Source organism: Streptomyces sp. Tu 2975, from assembly GCF_009832925.1.
GTDB lineage: Bacteria > Actinomycetota > Actinomycetes > Streptomycetales > Streptomycetaceae > Streptomyces.
Map to the genome: position 1 here is coordinate 1,600,402 of NZ_CP047140.1, position 18,481 is coordinate 1,618,882.

Sequence of the window (18,481 nt, forward strand, 5' to 3'; positions counted from 1 at the left end):
CGTGGCAGCGCTCGCCGTCAGGCGATCCGTTCCAGCAGCGGCTCCCGGTTGCTGCGCCGCAGGTAGTGGCCCCGCCACCCCGCGGCCAGGGTGATGACCGTCCAGCCGGTGACACCGGTGATCAGGCCGCTGAGGCGGCCCTCCGGGTCGACGTCGTCGGCCTCCGCCGGCGGCACGACACCTTCGGGGTCGCGGATCACCTCGAGCCTGTCGCCGACCCGGATCCCCGGGTTGCTGCCCCGGTAGCGCAGCGTCTCTTCGAGCTCGCCGTCCGGGCCGACGAGTGTGAAGCGGTGGTCCTTGCTCGACGTTCCCTCGGCGCTGTCCGCCGTGACGACGACGCTCTCCCGGACGCCGCGGCGCTCGAGCGCCGCCTCCGGCGCGTACTGGACCGTGCCGACGAGGAGGAACAAGCCCGGTACGACGGAGAGGAGCGCGAGCCACCATGCGTGGTGGAGCACCCGCAGCACCACGACGAAGACGAGCACGGCCAGGCAGCCCGTCACGATCGGTACGACGTCGTTGCCGAGGGTCACGTACGCGATGCCGGTGTTACCGGCGGCGATCGCCCAGGCGAGGAGAAGCACCCCGAGGGTCGCCAGGAGCGACGTACCCACCCGCCCCCGCGGGGGCGGCGGTGCGGCCGGTCCGACTCCTCCGGCTATGACATTCGGGCCCGCTGCGTTCATGAACGCAGCATAGGTGGCTGTCCGGTCGACGACGCACGGTGGCTACCGGCCCCGAGCCGCGGTCCTCGAACCACGAGCCACGAGCCACGAGCCACGAGCCACGAGCCACGAGCCACGAGCGGAACCTGCCACCTCAACCCGGGAGTTCCGTGCGCTCCCACCATTCGTAGACCGGCAGTTGCCCCTGGTCGGTGTTCTGCGTGCGCGTCGTCGACCTGAAGTGCTCGTATCCCCCGCGGAACGGGACCTTGAGCTCCTGCCCCGGGTCGTCCACGGGCACGATTCGCTCGGGGAGGTCATCCGGGCCGCCCTCCAGGACGGCCTTCATCGCGTCGCTCATGGAGGCCAGTTTCCCCGTGCGGCTCTCCCTCTCCGCCACGACGCGCCGAGGCCCGCGGGCCCGGCGTCAGGACGGGGAGGAGCTGCGGGCGTTTGGCCGTGCGGCCGTCGCCGGACGAGCGGCCGCGCAGCCGGCGGCCGAGCCACGGGCCGAGGAAGGCCGCGGCCCAGCGCAGTTCGGCGGCGACCCTCCCGCGCGTGGGGGTGGCCGTCGCGAACGGCGGCAGGGGGTACGTCCAGGTGTCGTCGCTGCCGGGCAGTGCGAGGGCGTGCGCGACGGCGGCGGCGATCCGGGCGTGCCCGAGCGGGCTCGCGTGGAGGCGGTCAGGGCTCCACAGCCGGAGGTCCGTGACCACCGCATGGCGGCCGGTCTCGGCCACGACGACACCGTGACGCCGGGCCGCGTCGCGTATCCGGTCGTTCAGCGCCCCGACGCGGGGGCCGAGCGGCCTGGCGAGCGGGGTGATGAGGGTGACGTCGGGGAAGGTGACGGTGGCGACGCGGGCTCCCTGAGCGGTGAGCGCGGCGAACACCGCCTCCAGGTGGGCGCCGACCTCGTCGGCGTCGAACCGTGGCCGCAGCAGGTCGTTGACCCCGGCGACCACGGTGGCCAGGTCGGGCCGCATCGCGAGGGCGGGGGCGAGCTGCTCGGTGTGGACGTGGCGGGCCAGGCGTCCTCGTACGGCCAGATTGGCATACCGCGTGCCCGGGTGGTGGCGTGCGAGGTGTTCGGCGAGCCGGTCGGCCCACCCGCGCAGGCCCACGGTGTCGTCGCCGTCGCCGAGTCCTTCGGTCTGGCTGTCCCCCAGTGCGACGTACCGCAGGATTTCCCCCTCACCTGCGGACATCGGCGGCCGCCCTTTCCCGCAGGACGGCGATGGTGCGTATGCACCAGTCGTGGTTGCCCTGCTCGAAGGCGAGGCCCCGCAGGCATGTCAGGTAGGGGCCGACGCGTTCCCCGTGGCGGAGGAACTCCTCCTCCGTACGGTCGCCCCGCATGGTGTGCAGCAGGTTGCCGAACAGTTCGACCTTGGCCTCGGCCATGGCCGCACGCTCGGCGAGCCGGCCGATGAGTGTGTCCGTGTCGACGTGGTCGGCGGCCTGGACCTTGACGACGAGGTCGTCGCGCATGAACGACGGCTTGGCGGCCGTGCCGGTGAAGTGGTCCAGTTCGGCCAGGCCGGCGTCGGTGACCTGGAACAGTCGCTTGTTGGGCCGGTTCTCCTGGACGACCTCACGGCCGGTGATCAGCCCGTCCTTCTCCAGGCGGGTGAGCTCGGCGTAGAGCTGCTGCGGCTTGGCGTGCCAGAAGTTCGCCACACCCAGGTCGAACGCCTTCACCAGCTGGTATCCGCTCAACTCCTCGTCGAGCAGCGCCGCCAGAACAGCGTGCCGCAAGGCCATCGGGCCCGCCCCCTTCTTGCGCTCGTGCACGGACACCGACCATGATACTCATGAATCTGACTAGTCACTTTCATGAGTAGAGAAGAATCTCGACGACCAGGCAGGAATGAGAACCCATGGCTACCGCAGCAGAGCGCTTCCGTACCGCCGTCGACACCGGTGACCTCACCGTTCTGGACGAGCTGTTCACCGACGACATCCGCTTCTACAGCCCTGTGAAGTTCACCCCGTTCGAAGGGAAGCCGATGCTCCTCGGCCTCTTCGGCGTCCTGATGCGCGTGTTCGAGGACTTCCGCTACATCGGGCACTACGACGGCGCGGCCGAGACCGGCGCGGACGGCGTCGAGGCCCCGTCGGTGATCCTGCCTTTCCGGGCGTCGGTGAACGGCAAGGACATCCACGGCATCGATCTGCTGCACTTCGACGACGACGGCCGGATCAAGGAGTTCACGGTCATGGTCCGGCCACAGTCCGCCGTCCACGCGCTGGGCGAGGCGGTCCTCGCCGGACTGGTCGCCGACGGCCTCGTCCCGGCACCGACCGGCCGATGACCGGCCGCTCCGACCGATGCCGGACCGCGTCGGCGGGGTAGCGGGTTCCACCGACCGGTCACGGGCGTCGGCCACACCGGCGTGCGCCGTCCGGAGCACATGCTCAAGGAGCTCGCAGAAAGGCCCGGACGGCGGGGCACGGGCCACCGGCCGGCGCCCCGCCGTCGACGGTCCGCCTCCCGGATCAGGCCGGGCCGCCCGCGGCAGCGGACTCGCTCACCGCCAGGGCCGTTGCCATGATGGTCAGTTGTGGGTTCACCTCAGGACAGCTCGGCAGCGCCGATCCGTCCGCGACCAGGACGCCGTGCACTCCGCGCAGCCGGCCACGTGGATCGGCGGGCGCGGTCTGCGCGTCGGCGCCGATGGCGACCGTCCCGGTCGGGTGGAACGCCGACAGGTGCAGCTGCCGTGCCGTCACGGTGCTCAGCAGTTGGCGTAGTTCGTCCAAGGAACCGGCCCGTGGCGCGGCCGCGATCCCGGTCAGGACCTCCTCGGCGCCCGCGGCGAACAGCAGCTCCCCCATGGCCTCGACCGCGCCCAGCAGCCGTCGGCCGTCACGCGGATCGAGGTCGTAGCGCAGCACACCGCGCCGAGCGCCCAGGACCCTTCCGGAGGGCCGGTCGGCGATCATCGCGCCCAGTGTGGCGAGGTTGCCCGCTTGCTCGAGCTCCGTACGCAGCGCGCGGCCCACGCCGGGGAGCACGAACGACCCCATGCCCGGAGGCCCGGCCGTGGCCTCGATGAGGACGCCGTCGTCGTGGTGCTGCTCGATGCCGACGCTCTGCAGCACTCCCTGCCACGCGGTGATCCGCTCCGTGAAGCGCCCGGCGACGCTCGTCGCCGGGTGGACGGCCAGATTGCGCCCGAGCCGGGGATGACGGCCGAGGCCGGAGCGTCGCAGCAGCGGCGGAGAGTGCAGCGCCCCGGCCGCGACGACGACGAGCGGTGCGAGGATCTCGAAGTCCGTCCCGTCCGGCCGCCGTACGCCGACGCCGCAGGCGCGCGGGCCGCCGGGCCGGTCCGGATCGGTCAGGATCCGGCGCGCGTAAGCGCTGGTGACGATGCGCGCCCCGGCCGCGCATGCGTCGGGCAGCACGGACAGCTGAACGCTCTGCTTGGCACCGGTGGGACAGCCGACGACACATTGGCACGAGCCCTTGCAGCCCGGCGCGTTGCGCCGCAGCGGTCCGGCCTTCCAGCCGAGGATCTCGGCACCCGCCAGGGCCGTGCGCCCGTTGCGGCCCAGGACGTCGAGCGGCTGGGTCGCCACCCGCAGGGTGCGTTCGACCTCGTCGAGGTGTGCCGCGAACGCGGTCGCGTCGGCGAGGTCCACTCCGAACGTCGCGCGCCAGCGCGCGAGCACATGGGCCGGAGTGCGATAGCACGTACCGGAGTTGACGACGGTGGTGCCTCCCACCGCGCGGCCGACGGGCAGCACCACGGGCGGGTTGCCGAGTGCTACGGTCGCGCCTCCGTCGCGGTACAGCTCCGCGAAGCGGTCCAGGGGTGTCCGTCGCCCGAAGTCGGCGGTGGTGTGCCGGCGTCCCTCCTCCAGGACCACGACGCGCATCCCGGTGCGGGCGAGCGTGCGCGCGGCGATCGCGCCGCCGGCACCGGAGCCGACCACGACGGCGTCGGCCGTCGAACGGTCCGGCCACTCGGCCGACGGCACGCAGTCCAGCGGCGGATCCTCGAACGGTGGCGCGGAGGGTGCACGGCCCGGCTCCTCATGGAGCATCCGTTCCGTGCCCGCGGCCAGCATCACCGGGACCTTCACGGCGTCCAGCACAGGCACCAACGCGGGACGGGCGGCCAGCGAGGCCAGCACGCGCTCCCGCTCGCCCGGCGTGAGACGGCACAGCCGCCGGCCCATGCGCACCGCGGCGTACGCGTCGATGGCCGCGGCCGCTCCGTGCACCCCGGCGCGGGCCGCCGAGGGCATCGCGTCGAGCATCCTGCCGAGCCGGTCGGGCACCGCGCCGGGCCAGGGGGCTCTGCCGTCGTCGGCGAGCAGAGCGGCGACGAGGCCGTCGAGCCTGCTGCTCATCGGTCTCCCACCTCCGCGTGCGCCGTGCCGTCGAGGAACCACTCGGCTTCCGTACGCCACCGGCCCCACCACCGCTCCAGCAGGACCCGGGCGTCCGCGCTCTCGCTGTTGCGGCACACGGCGGCCCCGCCGTCGGGGTCGGTGTAGTCGAGCGCCAGGCTGCGTTCCTGAGGCTGGGTGACCTCGACACTGATGCGGCGAAGTCCCGCCGTTCCGCTCACCGTCCATACGGGCAGTCCGATGCGCGTCCGGAAGCGGCCGAGGCCTGCCCAGCCGACGGCGCCGCGCTCCGCGCGGCGCGGCCAGGTGCGACCGTTCCTGCGCAGCCGCAGGAAGGTGAGTGGCGGCAGCTTGTTCAGTCCGGGCCGCATGGACACGGCGGCCACGATCTCGAGGACGTCCCCACCGCCGAGGTCGGCGTGGAGCCAGGCCCAGCGGCGGGCGTTGCCGTGTCCGTAGATCCGGGCGGAGGCGCCCGGGGCGGCGTCGAGGTGCAGTTCACCGCCGGGATGCGCGATCGTGCCCGTGTAGGTGGCGCGCGCGGACGGAAGGATCTGCGCGGCCGGCAGCAGCGGACGCCGCCAGGACCAGCGCGGAAAGGTGAACAGGGGCTCGCCCTGCGGGTGTTCGGTGACGTCCCATCGGAAGTCGCCCGCCGACCCCCGCAGCCGACCGGGCCCGGCTTCGACGCCGTCCACGCTGAAGCCGACGGGATCCGGCTCCCAGGGTTCGGGGCCGAACCGGGCGTGCTCGACGGGACCGTCGGGTTGGAAGAGGGCGATCCAGCCGTGCCCGTGGGCGCGGGAGCCGTCGGCCGGCGCGGTCAGCTCGTGGTGCAGCCACACTCCGGTACGGGTCCTGGGGTCGGTGAGCGTGGTGTACCAGACCTCGGTGCGGCCGGGGCTGCCGTTCCAGCGTGGTGCCAGATGCTGCGCCGTGTCCTCGGCCTTCCGGGCGCGCGGGAAGCGGAAGCTGCTCAGGAACGGCATCAGTGCAGTGGCCACGGGGAAGCGCAGGGTGCCCTGCCCGGCCTCCTCGCCGTCCGTCAGCAGCGTGAACGGCAGTACCGTCATCGACCTCACCGGCCGCAGCGCCGAGACGGACTTCCACCCGTCGAGCGAGTAGCGGCGACCGTCGGCGGTGAAGTCCAGCCTGTAGCGGATCCGGCGCCGGGCGATCGGCGAGATCTCCAGCTCGCCGCGGACGTCACGGTCGTCGGCCAGTCCCGCGACCCGTACCCGGCCGGTCAAGGTGGCGTCGGTCGTCCGGTGCGGGAGCATCAGCTGCTCGGCCCGGACGGCCAGATCGAGCCGCATTGCTCGCGGCCCGCTCTCGCCGGCCAGCCGCACCGAACCGACCATCGTCTCGGTGAACTCCGTTCCGCGCGCGGCCGTCACTCGAGTCCCGGCCCGTCGAGCATGATCCGCTCGGTGGCGCTCATGTACGCGTCGGCAGCGGCGCGGGCCGCCGCGCCGTCGCCTGCGCAGACCGCTTCGACGACCGGGGCCAGCCGGGCATGGGCTGCCTCGGGATCGAGGAACGGGCCGACCAGATGGGACCGCATCGGCACGTAGGCGTTGAACAGGGTGTTGGTCAGCAGGGTGTAGACGCGGTTGCCGGTGGCACGGGCCAGCGCGCGGTGCACCTCGACGTCGGCGAGCTGGACCGGGTCCCCGCCCTCGGCGGCCGCCACGTCGGCCAGCAGCTTCCCCAGCTCGGCGCATTGCGCCGCCGTTGCCTTCTCGGCTGCGCGGCCTGCGATCAACGCGCCGATGCCGCGCCGTACTTCGAAGATCTCGCCGAGCCAGCCGGGGCTGTGCCGCACCAGCATCGGCAGCAGATCCGCGCCGCCGAGCCGCGCGTAGTCCCGCACCCGGGTGCCGACACCGTGCCGGGTCTCCAGCAGTCCTGCCTGCACCAGGCGGCCGAAGGCGTGCTTGAGTGTGGTCCGGGTGACGCCGTAGCCGTCGGCGAGTTCACGCTCGGGGGCAGATAACTGCCCGTGGGATGGCGGCCGGTGAGGATGTCCTCCCTCAGGCGCATCTCCAGTGCGTCGACGATCGTCTCGCGGGGCAGTGTCTCCACAACTCTCCTCAGTGGCTGAGTGGATGAGCCACTGAACCACGCCGCGGGATCGGGAGGCAAGGTCCGTGCCGAGGAGAACGGGCAACAGGACGACCGCGTCCTGCTGCGATCCGTCAGGTACGGCCGGCGAGAGCGTGACCGGGACCTGGGCAAGCGCCAGGACACCCGCGGCGATCAGGGCGACACGCCGCCGACCTGCCGGCCCCGTTCAACTCGCTTTGATACGACGGACACTGTGACCGGGGCGCCATGCCGCTGGGCGGACAGCTCCCGGCACGGTTCGAGTCCGCCTGAAGGCAAACGAAGAGGATCGCTGTGGCAATCTCCCGTCGTGCGTCGCTCACCGCGCTGGCCGCCCTCGCCGCCGCCCCGATCGCCGGATGCGCCGCCCCCCGGGCCGACGCCGCGCCGCCGAATGCGTCCGCGTCGTCAAGGACGTCCGCAGCACCGAGGCCGTCCGCGGCACCGGCGGGCCGAGCCTTCGCCCGGTTGGAGCGGGAGTTCGATGCCCGGCTCGGCGTGTACGCCGTCGACACCGGGAGCGGGCGGACCGTCACCCACCGGCCCGACGAACGATTCGCCTACTGCTCCACCCACAAGGCACTGACCGCTGCCGCGGTGCTCGAGCAGAACTCCCTGGCCGGCCTCGACAAGGTCGTGCGCTACACCCGTGACGACCTGGTCGACCACTCGCCGGTGACGGAGAAGCACGTCGACAGCGGCATGACGCTGCGCGCCGTGTGCGACGCCGCCGTCCGCTACAGCGACAACACGGCCGCGAACCTCCTCTTCGACGAGCTCGGCGGCCCCAAGGCGTTCCAGGCCACGCTCGCCGCCCTGGGGGACACGATCACACACGCCGACCGTCTCGAGACCGACCTCAACGAAGCCACTCCGGGCGACATCCGCGACACCAGCACCCCGCGTGCCCTCGCCGGCGATCTGCGCGAGTACGTCCTCGGTGACACTCTCGACGCCGACAGGAAGGCGCTGCTGATCGACTGGCTCAAGCGCAACACCACCGGCGACGCCCTCGTCCGCGCCGGTGTCCCGGGCACCTGGGAGGTCGGCGACAGGAGCGGCGGCGGCGATTACGGCACCCGCAACGACATCGCCGTCGCCTGGCCTCCCGGGGGCGCCCCCGTCGTCCTGGCCGTCCTCTCCAGCCGCGCCGCCCAGGACGCGGAGTACGACGACAGGCTCGTCGCGCGAGCCGCCGAGGTCGTCGTGGCCGCTCTGGCGTAGGCGGCCCCTCCAGTCACACCACCGTCACCCCGCATCCCGGGGCGGGGCCGTCGGGGCAGGTCAGCACCTCCCCCGACGGCACGACTCCCCGACGGTCCGCGTCGCACGACGGCCCGTCACACCTCGATCCGGGGGAACAGCGGAGCGGCTGCCGGAAGGATGCCGCCGACCGCCGTGCACTGCTCCCTGATACGGGCCGCGGCTCCCGGCAGGAAGGGGTCCAGCCGGTCATTGAGGACGAGACAGGCCTGCAGCAGGGCGTCGAGAGCCCGGTCCAGGCGCTGCTGGGCGTCAGGGTCTCCCGCCCGCTCCGCCTTGGCCGACTCCCAGGGCCGCGTGGCGTCGATGCAGCGGTTGGCCTCCTCCACGATCGTCCACACCGCGGCAACCGCCCGGCGGAAGTCGAAGCCGGCGAGGGCGGCCGCGATCAGCCGGGGGCTGTCGTCGCACGCCTGCGCCAGTGGCTTCGAGGTGAGCGCGAGGGGGCGCGACGCCGGAGGACGGCCGTCACGGTAGCGGTGGACCATGGTGACGACGCGGTTCACCAGGTTGCCCACCCCACCGGCGAGGTCGCTGTTGGCGCGGTCCACGAGACGGTCCCGCGTGAAGTCGGCGTCACCTACCCTCGGTACGTCTCTCAGCAGCCACCAGCGGACCGCGTCCGTACCGACATCGGCGGCCAGTTCCACCGGATCGACCGTCGTACCGCTCGACTTGCTGATCTTGCGGCCGTCGACGGTGAGATAGTCGTGGACCAGGATGTCGGTCGGCAGCGGCAGCCCCGCCGACAGCAGCATCGCCGGCCAGTACACGGCGTGGAACCTCAGCACGCCCTTCCCCGCCAGATGGACGCGCCTTCCGCTCCCGCGCCACCAGTCGTCGAACGTGTCCTCCCCGGTGCCGTACCCGAGGCTGGTCACATAGTTGCCGAGCGCGTCCCACCACACGTAGACGACCTGGTCGGGGTCGCCGGGGACGGGGATGCCCCAGCCGCGGGCGCGGCTCTGGGAGCGGGAGACGGAGAAGTCGTGCAGACCGCCCTCGATCAGGCCGAGGACCTCGTTGCGGCGTGAGGCCGGCTCGATCCGCAGCCGACCGTACGTGATCAGTTCCCGCAGGGTGTCGGCGTAGCGGGAGAGCCGGAAGAACCAGTTCTCCTCGGACACGCGCCGGGGCTCCGTCCCGTGGTCCGGACATCGGCCCTCTTCGAGGTCGGCGGAAGTGTAGAACTGCTCGCAGCCGACGCAGTAGAGCCCCTCGTAATGCCTGCGGTACAGGTCGCCCGCGTCGGCGCACCGCTGCCACAGCCGCTCCACACCGGCGCGGTGCCGTGGGTCGCTGCTGGTGCGGATGAAGTCGTCCGACGACAGGGCGAGCGGTTCCCGCAGGGCGGCGAACGCGGCGGCGTTGCGGTCGACCAGCTCCTGGACCCCTACGCCTTCAGCCTCCGCCGCGAGGACGTTCTTCAGGGAGTTGTCGTCCGTGCCGGTCAGGAAACGGACCTGCTCGCCGGCCTGCCGGCCGTGCCGGGCGAGCACGTCGGCCTGGACCAGCTCCAGGGCGAAGCCCAGATGCGGCCGGGCGTTGACATACGGAATGGTCGTGGTGATGTAGGTACGCGTAGGTGTCATGGAAGCCTCCTCCTGTCCCGGGCGGGGCTTCCACCTGCACATACGCGTAAGGCCCCGTTTCCGGGGCCTCGGTACGTCACACGTCCGACTCAGCAGCCCCGTCTGCGGGGCATCATCGGGAACGAGTGCGTGGTCATGCGGGGAGGCTAGCAGAGCGCGACGGAGCAGGTCCGGGCATTTCCGTCGGCGGCGCCGTACGGCGGTCAGGCAGCCAGGGCGCGGTCGATGCGCCGCAGGACCGTCTTGTGGGTGACCTGCCTGCGGAGCCCGTCCAGTTCCAGCCGGGCGTCCGTGGTGCCGATGCGCGCGAGGGCCACCACGCCGGCTTCCGCGACCCTCACGGGGTACGCACCGGAACGCGGCAGCCCTCTCAGTGATGTCGCGACCAGGCGGGCGAGCGCGTCGCAGGTGTCGTCACGGGGTGGCAGCAGCGAAAGCAGCCAGGCGAGGGCGCGCAGCGCCTGGACGTTGTACGGGTCGTAGGCAGCAGGGCCGAGGGAGCCGCGCAGCGGCACGGCGCGCTCCCGGCCGACGAGTTCGAACCACTGGTGCGCGCGGCGACGGACCGACTCCGGCCCCGCCGCGTCGAGCAGGTCCCGGCCGGCGTCCAGCCACTTCGCCGACGGGGCGCCCGCGCTGATGGGGGCCCGGTGGCCGAGCAGGCGGTGCCAGGGCTCACCGCCCGCCGCCGCGTCCTCGAGAGCCTGATCGGCCCACGCCTCCCCCGGGTTGAGCACCGGGCCGGGGAAGCGGGTCAGCAACTCACGCAGGGCCGGCTCGGCGTGGTAGTCGACCACGGTGCGCCGGAAGGCCGCCAGCACCGCCGGGCCGGGTATGCGTCCGGCTTCGATCTCGGCCTCCGCGAGCTCCCACTCCCGATGCCCGAACGCCACGTGTTGGCCGGCCAGTTCCGCGAGCACGGCCTGGCGCTCCGCGGCCATCAGGTCCGGATCGAGGCCGCGGGCCACACCGGTCGCCACCACCAGCAACTCGGCCTTGAGGTACGAGGTGTTCCTGCGGAAGGCCTCGGCGGAGGGCGTCTCCGCCGCCACCGTGCGCGCATGCCACTCGGCCCAGATGCCCGCCAGCTCCAGTCGGTCACGGTCCGGCAGCTGCCGCAGCCACGTCATCGCCTCGGCGCCCGGCCCGGTCATGCATCCGTTGTGACAGGCGGCCTCGATCACCGACCGGGCGAGCCCGGCGAGGTCTCCTCGCTCCGCGAACCCGCGGTGGACCGCACCCTGCTCCAGCAGGATGTCGGGGTTGCTCAGCCATCTGCTCATGATCAGGAGCGTAGACGTCACCACTGACAGGAGCACGGTTGAGCACTGCCAGGTAGCTTCCACCACGGCGACCGGATCGCCCGCACCCCCGACAGCCCGCTCGGCCTGGACTCCCTGGCCGCCCTGGCGTCCGGTGTCCGGGGCCGTGTCGTGGCGATCGGGGCCGTCCGGGACGGCGACACGGTCCACGACTGGTTCGTGGTGCTGCCGGCCGTCACCGCCGACCCCGCAGGGGACCACGCGCTGGCCGTGGTCCATCGGGACGCGGCCGTGCGGCATCTCGGTGACGAGGACCTGCGCAGGCGCCATCCGTCAGCGGTGGCGGCCGAGCGGGCGGGCAGTGCCCTGGCGGCGCACCGGGCGGTTCCGTTCCGCTTCGCGAGCCCGCACACGCCGGACGACGAAGCCCCGCGCCTGCACGCGTGACCGACCAGGGTTTCAGGGCGGGTTGCCGCCTTCCTGCGCCGTGAGCCGCGCGACCTCCCGCATGGTGCGCAGGATCTCCGGTCGCGCCGCCGGGCGGGAGGCGAGGCCGCGGGGGCTGGGGTGCCAGGTCGCCAGGGTGCGGACCGCAGGGGCGTAGCGGGCGACGTACGCGGCCCAGCCGGCCTGGGCGCTGCGGCCCATGGGCACGACGACCTCCAACTTCGGGAGCAGCGAGATCACTTCGTGGAGGAACGGCGCCGCGCGCTGCACTTCCGTACGTCCGTCCGCGGCGATCCGGTCGGCCGTGCCCAGGTACCACGGCACGATGTTCCAGTGCAGGGAGTGCTCGTAGGGCAGCCCTGCCTCGCGGCGGAGCAGCCAGCAGTTCTGGGCGGTCGGGTCGTTGTTGTCGACGGAGATGATCCCGCTGCCCGTACGCCGCATGCCCGCCTCGCTACCCACGGCCGTCCGGCCGGGCGCCTCCAGCAGGAAGAGACTGCGCGCCTCGACTCCGCCGGAGGCCGGGTCGAACCAGGGAACGGACTCGCCCTGACCCAGGCGTTCACGCAGGTCGGCCACCCAGTCGTTGAGCGGCCGCACCGACGGACCGGTACGTACTGCCTTGAGCCGCGCGGTGAGGAAGACGGGATCCCGCAGGCTGCGGGGAGCCGTGGTGGGCGCGAAGCTTTTCGGAGACATGTCGCGAAGTATGCCGCTCAGGGGCGCGATTCAGCGTGAATTGCCCGCGCGCGCCGTCGAGTTGACCGTCCCGTCCGACCCGGCGGCCGCCACGGCATCGAGCTCGTCGATCACCTGAGCTGCTTCCGCGCGTACGGGATCCGGTGGTGTCGAGACGTGGCCATGCGCCCCGGCCTCGCCGCTCACGTCGTGGGCACGCCGTCCGGGAAGGCCTGTTCCGTCCAGATGGTCTTGCCGGAGCGGGTGTAGCGGGTGCCCCAGCGCTGGACGAGCTGGGCGACGATGAACAGGCCGCGGCCACCCTCGTCCTCGTCCGTACTGTGCCGCAGGTGGGGTGAGGTGTGGCCGGTGTCCGCCACCTCGCACAGGAGCGTCCGGTCGCGGATCAGGCGGAGTTGGAGCGGCCCCTCAGCGTAGCGGACGGCGTTGGTGACCAGTTCGCTGACGACCAGCTCCGTCGAGAACGCCAGTTCCTCGAGGCCCCAGGTGCTGAGTTGTCCGGTGATCAGTTCCCGCGCGCGGCCGGCCGCCACCGCTTCCGCGGGCAGCTCCCACACCGCGACCTGGCCGGCGTCGAACTCGCGGGTACGGACCAGGAGGAGGGCGGTGTCGTCGACGGTCGTGCCGCCCGGCAACAGCTCGGTGACCACCCGGTCGCACAGTTCTTCCAAGGGCATGTCCCGGTGGGCGGCCAGCACGTGGCCCAGCATGTCGAGCCGCTCGTCGATGTCGCGGTCCCGGGCCTCGACCAGGCCGTCGGTGAACAGGGCCAGAAGGCTGCCGGCGGGCAGGCCGATCTCCATCGACTCGAACGGCAGCCCGCCCAGTCCCAGCGGCGGCCCCGCGGGCAGCTCCGGGTAGTGGTACGAGCCGTCCATTGCCACGACCGCCGGCGGCAGATGCCCGGCACGTGCCATCGTGCAACGGCCCGAGACCGGGTCGTAGACCGCGTAGATGCAGGTCGCACCCGTCGTCACGTCGGGATGCGGGCCCGCTGCGACGTACGCTCCCGGCGCCTCCCCCTCCCGCTCCTCCCCCGGCGCCTGGAACGCGTCGGAGGCGGGGACCACCAGGTCGTCCAGCCGGGCGAGGAGTTCGTCGGGCGCCATGTCAAGCTCGGCGAGGGCCTCCACGGTGGTACGCAGCCGTCCCATCGTGACCGCCGCCGGCAGTCCGTGGCCGACGACGTCGCCGACGACGAGCCCGACGCGCGCGCCGGAGAGCGGGATGAGGTCGAACCAGTCGCCGCCGACCCCGGTGGCCCCGTCGGTCGGCAGGTAGCGGTGGGCGACCTCCACTGCGGAGTGCCACGGAAGGTGCTGCGGGAGGAGCTCGCGCTGGAGGGTGAGGGCCGCGGCGTGTTCGCGGGTGAAGCGGCGGGCGTTGTCGATGCAGACGGCGGCCCTGGCCACCAGTTCGTCGGCCAGGGCGATCTCTCCGTTGTCGAAGACCGCCGGCCTGCCCTCACGGGTGAAGGTGACGAGGCCCAGGGTCTCGGAGCCGACGCGCAGCGGTACGACGAGCGCGTTCTCGTCGAGTACCTTGCCGCCGGAGGACAGGCTGCGGAGCTGCGGAGTACCGGGCGCGTACTCGAGGACCGTGCGGGCGGCCCGCGCCGGCGCCCTGGCGACCCTGACGAAGCCGCCTCTCGGTGGCCAGCCGGTACCGGGGTCGCCGCCTTCGAGGATGCCCGGCGCGATGTCGACCTCGACCGCGGAGGCGAAGCCGGGCACCGCCATGTCCGCGAGTTCCTGAGCGGTGACCGCCGCGTCGAGGGTCGTGCCGATGCGGCGCCCCGCCTCGACCAGCAGGGCCAGCCGGTTCTGGGCGTCGTAGCGGTCGGTGATGTCGAAGGCGTCCTCGCACACGCCCAGCACCCGGCCCTCCGCGTCCTCCAGCCGGTAGTACGAGCACGACCACAGATGTTCCGTGCCGGGATCGCTGGGCAGCTGCCCGAGGAAGTGCACGTCGAGTACGGGTTCGCCGGTGTCGAGGACCTGGCGCATGACGCTGTCGAGAGTGCGCGGGTACCCCTCGGTGACGAGCGTGCCGCCCGGGTACAGCTCGTCCACGTGCGTGCCCCGGTACTGGGCGAACGGCCGGCCGATCTCCGCGCTGTAAGCGGCGTTCGCCCAGGCCAGCCGGAGATCCGTGTCGTAGATCGCAAGCCCTATGGGTGACTGGGTGGCCAGGCCGTCGAGCATCGCCAGGCGGGACTCCCACACCTGCAGCCGCTCGGACTCCGCGAGGACGAGGACCCGCGCGGCCGTCCCACCGTCGGCCAGTTCGGACACCGCCGCTTCGACCGGGACGCCGTGACCGTCGCTGTGCCGCGCGAGCCGGGGCTCGTGGCCGTGGAAGGGCAGCCCCGGTGCGCCCGCCGGCGGGAGGGTCGGGGGCGGGGGCGCGGGGGGAGGGGCGTCCGGGGAAGGGGCAGCGGCTGGTGCAGCCTCTGGCGGGCCGGCCGGAGGGCCGGACCCCGCTGCGATCGCGGTTTTGCACAGGAACGCGTCGACAGGTCGGCCGAGGATGTCCTCGGGCCCGTATCCGAGCAGTGCCTCGGCGGCCGGGCTCCACCCGATGACCCTGTTGCGGGCATCGAGGACCACCGTGGCGGCGACAGCGACGTCGAGCGGGCCACGGAGATCCTCGCCCTCCACCGGTCTCCATGTCCGCCGGGCGCTTGCCGCGTCCCACGTGCCCGCAGCCTGAACAGACCCGTTCATCCTCTTCAGAATCTGCCTGCCCCGCCCGATGCACAAGCGTTGCCGGTGAGGCGGGAGGACCAGGAGTGTGCCGCCGGGTACCCCCGGGGTGTGCGTCTCCGGTCAGGATCGGCAGTCGTGCCCCTCGTCGGTCACCCGGGCTGCGCGTCCGTCTCGACGAGCCTGGCGAGGTTGTCGAGTGCCATGCGGGTGCCGGTCTCGTTGTCGGCGGCCGGGACGACGGCGGGAATGCCTTCATGGACGATGACGACATCGGTGCCGCCGTCCGCGTCGGTGAGCGTGGTCGTCATCGTCATCTCCCCGCGGAGCGCCGGGTCCGTCGTCTCGAACTCGAGCACTTCGACCACCCTCTCGTCCTGGACCAGCCTGGTGAAACGGCCGTGGTACGTGTCGGTGTGCGGGGCCGATTTGCCGGTGCCGGCCGGCGCGTCGTACGTGAGCGAGACGCGGAACGTGCCGCCTTCGCGGGCGTCGAACGCGTGGACCTGGCCGCTCATGCCCTGGGGCACCCGCCATTTCGCGACGGCGTCCGCGTCCAGCAGCGCCCGGTAGACGACCGCGCGCGGGGCTCTCACATGCCGGGACACCTGGGTCGAGTACGTCGCATGCATGAACGGCAACGTATCGCTCCGGCGGCCGGGCAGGCCGTGGACCGGTCGACGCGTGTACCTCAGCGGATTCGGAGTCGTTCGGACCGGTATCCGGCCTGCCCCGATCACCTCCCGAGGGGCGGACGACACGGTGCGGACGCGCTCGGTCGGTCGGTCGGTCGGTCGAAGGGAACGGAAAAGCCGCCCCCTGACGCGGAGCCCCGCCTTGCCGGCCGGGGGTCCGCTTCCTTCGCGTCAGGTTCTAGCCCGGTCGGCGCTCGCCCTTGCCGGGTTCGTCGGGGTCCACACCGGTGAACGCGGAGTCGTCCTTCGTTCCACTGGGGCGTTGCGAGCGGCCCTTGCGGCCGGTGTCCCGCATGCCGTTCTCCGAGTCGCCGCCGTACTCCTCGCCGCTCCCGGTCTCGCTCTTCACGGTGTCGCCGGGAACGGATCCCTTCTCTTCCTTGGAGACCTTCCGGCCCTCGCCGGGGCTGCCCGCATGCTCTTCGGCGTGGAAGGAACGCCGGGCGCTGGGGTTGTCCTGCTTGCTGGTCCCGTCCACGTCCGGGGACCAGCCGTGGTGCTCGCCGCCCTGGTGACGGCTCGGGCCCTCGCCCTGCGGGGGCTGTGAGGACTTGGGTTTCTTGGCCATGGCCCGACCTGCCTGTCCGAAGTCGTGCGGGCACTCCTGTGGTGCCCAGGTGTAGTGCGATTCTCCCACCGACAGACAAGTCCGGCATACAGGATGAATCTCTCGCGCTCGCGCGACCCGGCCCCGGCCCGGCCCCGTCGGCCGAGAAACCTCTGTCGCCGCTCGGGTCCGCAGGCATCCGGCGAGTCGCACCCGCCGCTCCCGGCCATGTGGCCCGAATCGTGATGCTTACGAGTGAAGTGGGGGCTCAATGCCCGCACCCGCGTACGGATGTGCTCGACCATCGCAGGCAGTCGGCTGTGCCGAGCGGCCGAAAGGGCAGCACCACTCGCGGGAGGGCCGCCATGCGTATCTTGCTCGTCGCCAGCGCGTACAACAGTCTCACCCAGCGGGTCCACGCCGAACTGCGTGACCGCAGGCACGCCGTGGCCGTGGAGGTGACGCCGGACAGCGCAGCGGTGCGGGCCGCGGTGCAGCGGCACCGGCCCGACCTCGTGGTGGCGCCCCTGCTGAAGGCCGTGGTCCCCCGGGACGTGTGGTCGGCGTGCACCTGCCTCATCGTGCATCCGGGACCGGTGGGGGACCGCGGACCGTCCTCGCTGGACTGGGCGATCGACGAGGGCGTCGACGCGTGGGGTGTCACCGTGCTCCAGGCCGACGAGGAGATGGACGCGGGAGACGTCTGGGCGACCGTCGGGTTTCCCGTCCCGAGGGTCGCCAAGAGCGACCTCTACCGGAACGAGGTTTCCGACGCCGCGGTCGAAGCCGTCCTGCTGGCCGTCGACCGTTTCGCGTCGGGCCACCACGTTCCGCAGCCGCAGAGCGGCCTTCCGCGGACGATCGCGGCGCGGACCCGACCGTACTTCCGTCAGGCGCTGCGCCGGATCTCCTGGCACGACGACTCCACGGAAACGGTCCTTCGCAAACTGCGCGGCGCGGACTCTCAGCCCGGTGTGCTGGACGAGCTGCTCGGCGGCGAGTGGTTCCTCCACGGCGGGCATGCGGAGGACGCGCTGCGCGGCCGGCCCGGCGAGCTGTTGGCCACACGTGCGGGTGCCGTCTGCCGGGCCACGGCCGACGGCGCGGTGTGGATCCCCGAACTGCGGGCCCGCCGGGGCCCCGGGCTGCCACGCGCCTGCAAACTGCCCGCCACCGTCGCGCTGGCCGACCGGTTGCCGGCTCTGCCCGAGATTCCCGCGCCCCTGCTCCCGGACGAGGGCCACACCACGTGGAGCGACATCCGCTACCGGGAGGAGGGGCCGGTCGGGCTGCTTTCCTTCTCGTTCCCCGGCGGGGCCATGAGCACCGGTCACTGCCGCCGGCTGCTGGACGCCTATCGGGCGGCGTGCTCCCGCCCCACCGCCGTGCTGGTGCTGGGCGGCAGCCGGGACTTCTTCTCCAACGGCATCCACCTGAACGTGATCGACGCGGCGGCCGATCCCGCCGCGGAGTCCTGGGCCAACATCAACGCGATGAACGACCTGGTGGAAGCCGTTCTGACCACCACCGACCGGCTCGTGGTCAGCGCGATCGGCGGCAACGCCGCCGCCGGCGGCGTCATGTTCGCCCTGGCCGCGGACGAGGTCTGGTGCCGGTCGGGCTCCGTGCTCAACCCGCACTACCGGCGCATGGGTCTCCACGGGTCGGAGTACTGGACCTACACCTTGCCCCGCCGAGTGGGCGCCCCCATGGCGGAGCGGCTCACCGAGGAGGCCCGCCCGGTGTCCGCTGCCGCCGCGCAGAGCATGGGGCTCGTCGACCGGGTCGTCGACTGCGCTCCGCAGGACTTCACGGCCGAGGTCACCCGACTGGCGGTACGGCTGGCCGCCCTTCCCGCCGCTCAGCTGCGCGTCGCCACCAAGAAGGCGGAGAGCGAGCGCCGTGCGGCCACGAAGCCGCTGGCCGCCTATCGCGCGGAGGAACTCGCGCACATGCTGCGCACCTTCTCGGATCCCGAGGCGCCGTACCACGCTCTGCGTCGTGCGTTCGTGCGAAAGCAGGAGGCCCCGGCCGGCTTCGACGGCCCGGGCGCGGTGGCGGCGCACCCGGCCGACTGTTAGCAAGACCGGAGGCCCGTATGCGGTTTTTGCCGCGAACCTCCCAGGAGGCGTACT

17 protein-coding genes and 1 pseudogene are annotated in these 18,481 nt (G+C 72.5%); 4 read left to right on the top strand and 14 right to left on the bottom strand.

What is annotated here, in order from left to right; all coding sequences use genetic code 11:
- Window positions 1–17: 17 nt before the first annotated feature.
- The 4 genes from GLX30_RS07005 to GLX30_RS07020 all read right to left on the bottom strand — a co-directional run bounded on the left by GLX30_RS07005 (window position 18) and on the right by GLX30_RS07020 (window position 2,432).
- Entirely contained in the window at window positions 18–689 is a 672-nt protein-coding gene (locus tag GLX30_RS07005) for a hypothetical protein (RefSeq protein WP_244258049.1), read from the bottom strand.
- 133 nt (window positions 690–822) lie between these two features.
- Window positions 823–1,029 carry a DUF5988 family protein gene (locus tag GLX30_RS07010; RefSeq protein ID WP_159684907.1) on the bottom strand — a complete coding sequence of 69 codons (207 nt, stop codon included), beginning with the start codon at window positions 1,027–1,029 and terminating at the stop codon, window positions 823–825.
- On the bottom strand, window positions 986–1,876 hold the full coding sequence (locus tag GLX30_RS07015; protein WP_159684910.1) for an SGNH/GDSL hydrolase family protein: 891 nt from the start codon (window positions 1,874–1,876) through the stop codon (window positions 986–988). The genes GLX30_RS07010 and GLX30_RS07015 overlap by 44 nt, the downstream gene beginning before the upstream one ends.
- Window positions 1,863–2,432, bottom strand: a complete 570-nt coding sequence (locus GLX30_RS07020; protein ID WP_159694904.1) for a PadR family transcriptional regulator — start codon at window positions 2,430–2,432, stop codon at window positions 1,863–1,865. The genes GLX30_RS07015 and GLX30_RS07020 overlap by 14 nt, the downstream gene beginning before the upstream one ends.
- Window positions 2,433–2,548: 116 nt before the next feature.
- Here GLX30_RS07020 and GLX30_RS07025 point away from each other — a divergent pair, with 116 nt between their 5' ends.
- A complete protein-coding gene (locus tag GLX30_RS07025; protein WP_159684913.1) occupies window positions 2,549–2,983 on the top strand; it encodes a nuclear transport factor 2 family protein in 435 nt (144 codons plus the stop codon).
- A 184-nt stretch (window positions 2,984–3,167) separates the two neighbouring features.
- Here GLX30_RS07025 and GLX30_RS07030 read toward each other — a convergent pair whose 3' ends face one another.
- From GLX30_RS07030 to GLX30_RS36085, 4 genes and pseudogenes are all read right to left on the bottom strand, one after another.
- Complete coding sequence (locus GLX30_RS07030) at window positions 3,168–5,030, bottom strand: GMC family oxidoreductase (RefSeq protein WP_159684915.1); 1,863 nt, start codon at window positions 5,028–5,030, stop codon at window positions 3,168–3,170.
- Window positions 5,027–6,427 carry a hypothetical protein gene (locus GLX30_RS07035; protein ID WP_244258050.1) on the bottom strand — a complete coding sequence of 467 codons (1,401 nt, stop codon included), beginning with the start codon at window positions 6,425–6,427 and terminating at the stop codon, window positions 5,027–5,029. Before GLX30_RS07035 ends, GLX30_RS07030 begins: the two co-directional genes overlap by 4 nt.
- Window positions 6,424–6,948 (bottom strand): FCD domain-containing protein, encoded by a 525-nt coding sequence (locus GLX30_RS07040; protein ID WP_244258051.1) that lies wholly within the window; start codon window positions 6,946–6,948, stop codon window positions 6,424–6,426. The genes GLX30_RS07035 and GLX30_RS07040 overlap by 4 nt, the downstream gene beginning before the upstream one ends.
- 7 nt (window positions 6,949–6,955) lie before the next feature.
- A pseudogene (locus GLX30_RS36085) lies at window positions 6,956–7,155 on the bottom strand (hypothetical protein); the annotation flags it as partial.
- 275 nt (window positions 7,156–7,430) lie between these two features.
- On the opposite strand from GLX30_RS36085, the gene bla reads away from it, so the two are divergent.
- Window positions 7,431–8,360, top strand: coding sequence for a class A beta-lactamase (gene bla, locus GLX30_RS07045; protein ID WP_159684918.1), 930 nt, complete (start codon window positions 7,431–7,433; stop codon window positions 8,358–8,360).
- Between the two features lie 116 nt (window positions 8,361–8,476).
- On the opposite strand, the gene metG is transcribed toward bla, so the two are convergent.
- Both metG and GLX30_RS07055 read right to left on the bottom strand, forming a co-directional pair.
- On the bottom strand, window positions 8,477–9,991 hold the full coding sequence (gene metG, locus GLX30_RS07050) for a methionine--tRNA ligase (protein WP_159684921.1): 1,515 nt from the start codon (window positions 9,989–9,991) through the stop codon (window positions 8,477–8,479).
- A 203-nt stretch (window positions 9,992–10,194) separates the two neighbouring features.
- A complete protein-coding gene (locus GLX30_RS07055) occupies window positions 10,195–11,274 on the bottom strand; it encodes a hypothetical protein (RefSeq protein WP_159684924.1) in 1,080 nt (359 codons plus the stop codon).
- A gap of 150 nt (window positions 11,275–11,424) precedes the next feature.
- On the opposite strand from GLX30_RS07055, the gene GLX30_RS07060 reads away from it, so the two are divergent.
- Window positions 11,425–11,700 carry a hypothetical protein gene (locus GLX30_RS07060; RefSeq protein ID WP_159684927.1) on the top strand — a complete coding sequence of 92 codons (276 nt, stop codon included), beginning with the start codon at window positions 11,425–11,427 and terminating at the stop codon, window positions 11,698–11,700.
- A 12-nt stretch (window positions 11,701–11,712) separates the two neighbouring features.
- Here the strand turns inward: GLX30_RS07060 and GLX30_RS07065 are convergent, their stop codons facing one another.
- The 4 genes from GLX30_RS07065 to GLX30_RS07080 all read right to left on the bottom strand — a co-directional run bounded on the left by GLX30_RS07065 (window position 11,713) and on the right by GLX30_RS07080 (window position 16,367).
- Window positions 11,713–12,399 (bottom strand): uracil-DNA glycosylase, encoded by a 687-nt coding sequence (locus GLX30_RS07065; RefSeq protein WP_159684930.1) that lies wholly within the window; start codon window positions 12,397–12,399, stop codon window positions 11,713–11,715.
- A gap of 182 nt (window positions 12,400–12,581) precedes the next feature.
- Window positions 12,582–15,125, bottom strand: coding sequence for a SpoIIE family protein phosphatase (locus GLX30_RS07070; RefSeq protein ID WP_159684933.1), 2,544 nt, complete (start codon window positions 15,123–15,125; stop codon window positions 12,582–12,584).
- 131 nt (window positions 15,126–15,256) lie between these two features.
- Complete coding sequence (locus tag GLX30_RS07075; protein ID WP_159684936.1) at window positions 15,257–15,736, bottom strand: SRPBCC family protein; 480 nt, start codon at window positions 15,734–15,736, stop codon at window positions 15,257–15,259.
- A 241-nt stretch (window positions 15,737–15,977) separates the two neighbouring features.
- Window positions 15,978–16,367, bottom strand: a complete 390-nt coding sequence (locus GLX30_RS07080) for a hypothetical protein (protein ID WP_159684939.1) — start codon at window positions 16,365–16,367, stop codon at window positions 15,978–15,980.
- Between the two features lie 344 nt (window positions 16,368–16,711).
- On the opposite strand from GLX30_RS07080, the gene GLX30_RS07085 reads away from it, so the two are divergent.
- A complete protein-coding gene (locus GLX30_RS07085; protein ID WP_159684941.1) occupies window positions 16,712–18,427 on the top strand; it encodes a hydrogenase maturation protein in 1,716 nt (571 codons plus the stop codon).
- The last annotated feature ends 54 nt before the right edge of the window (window positions 18,428–18,481 follow it).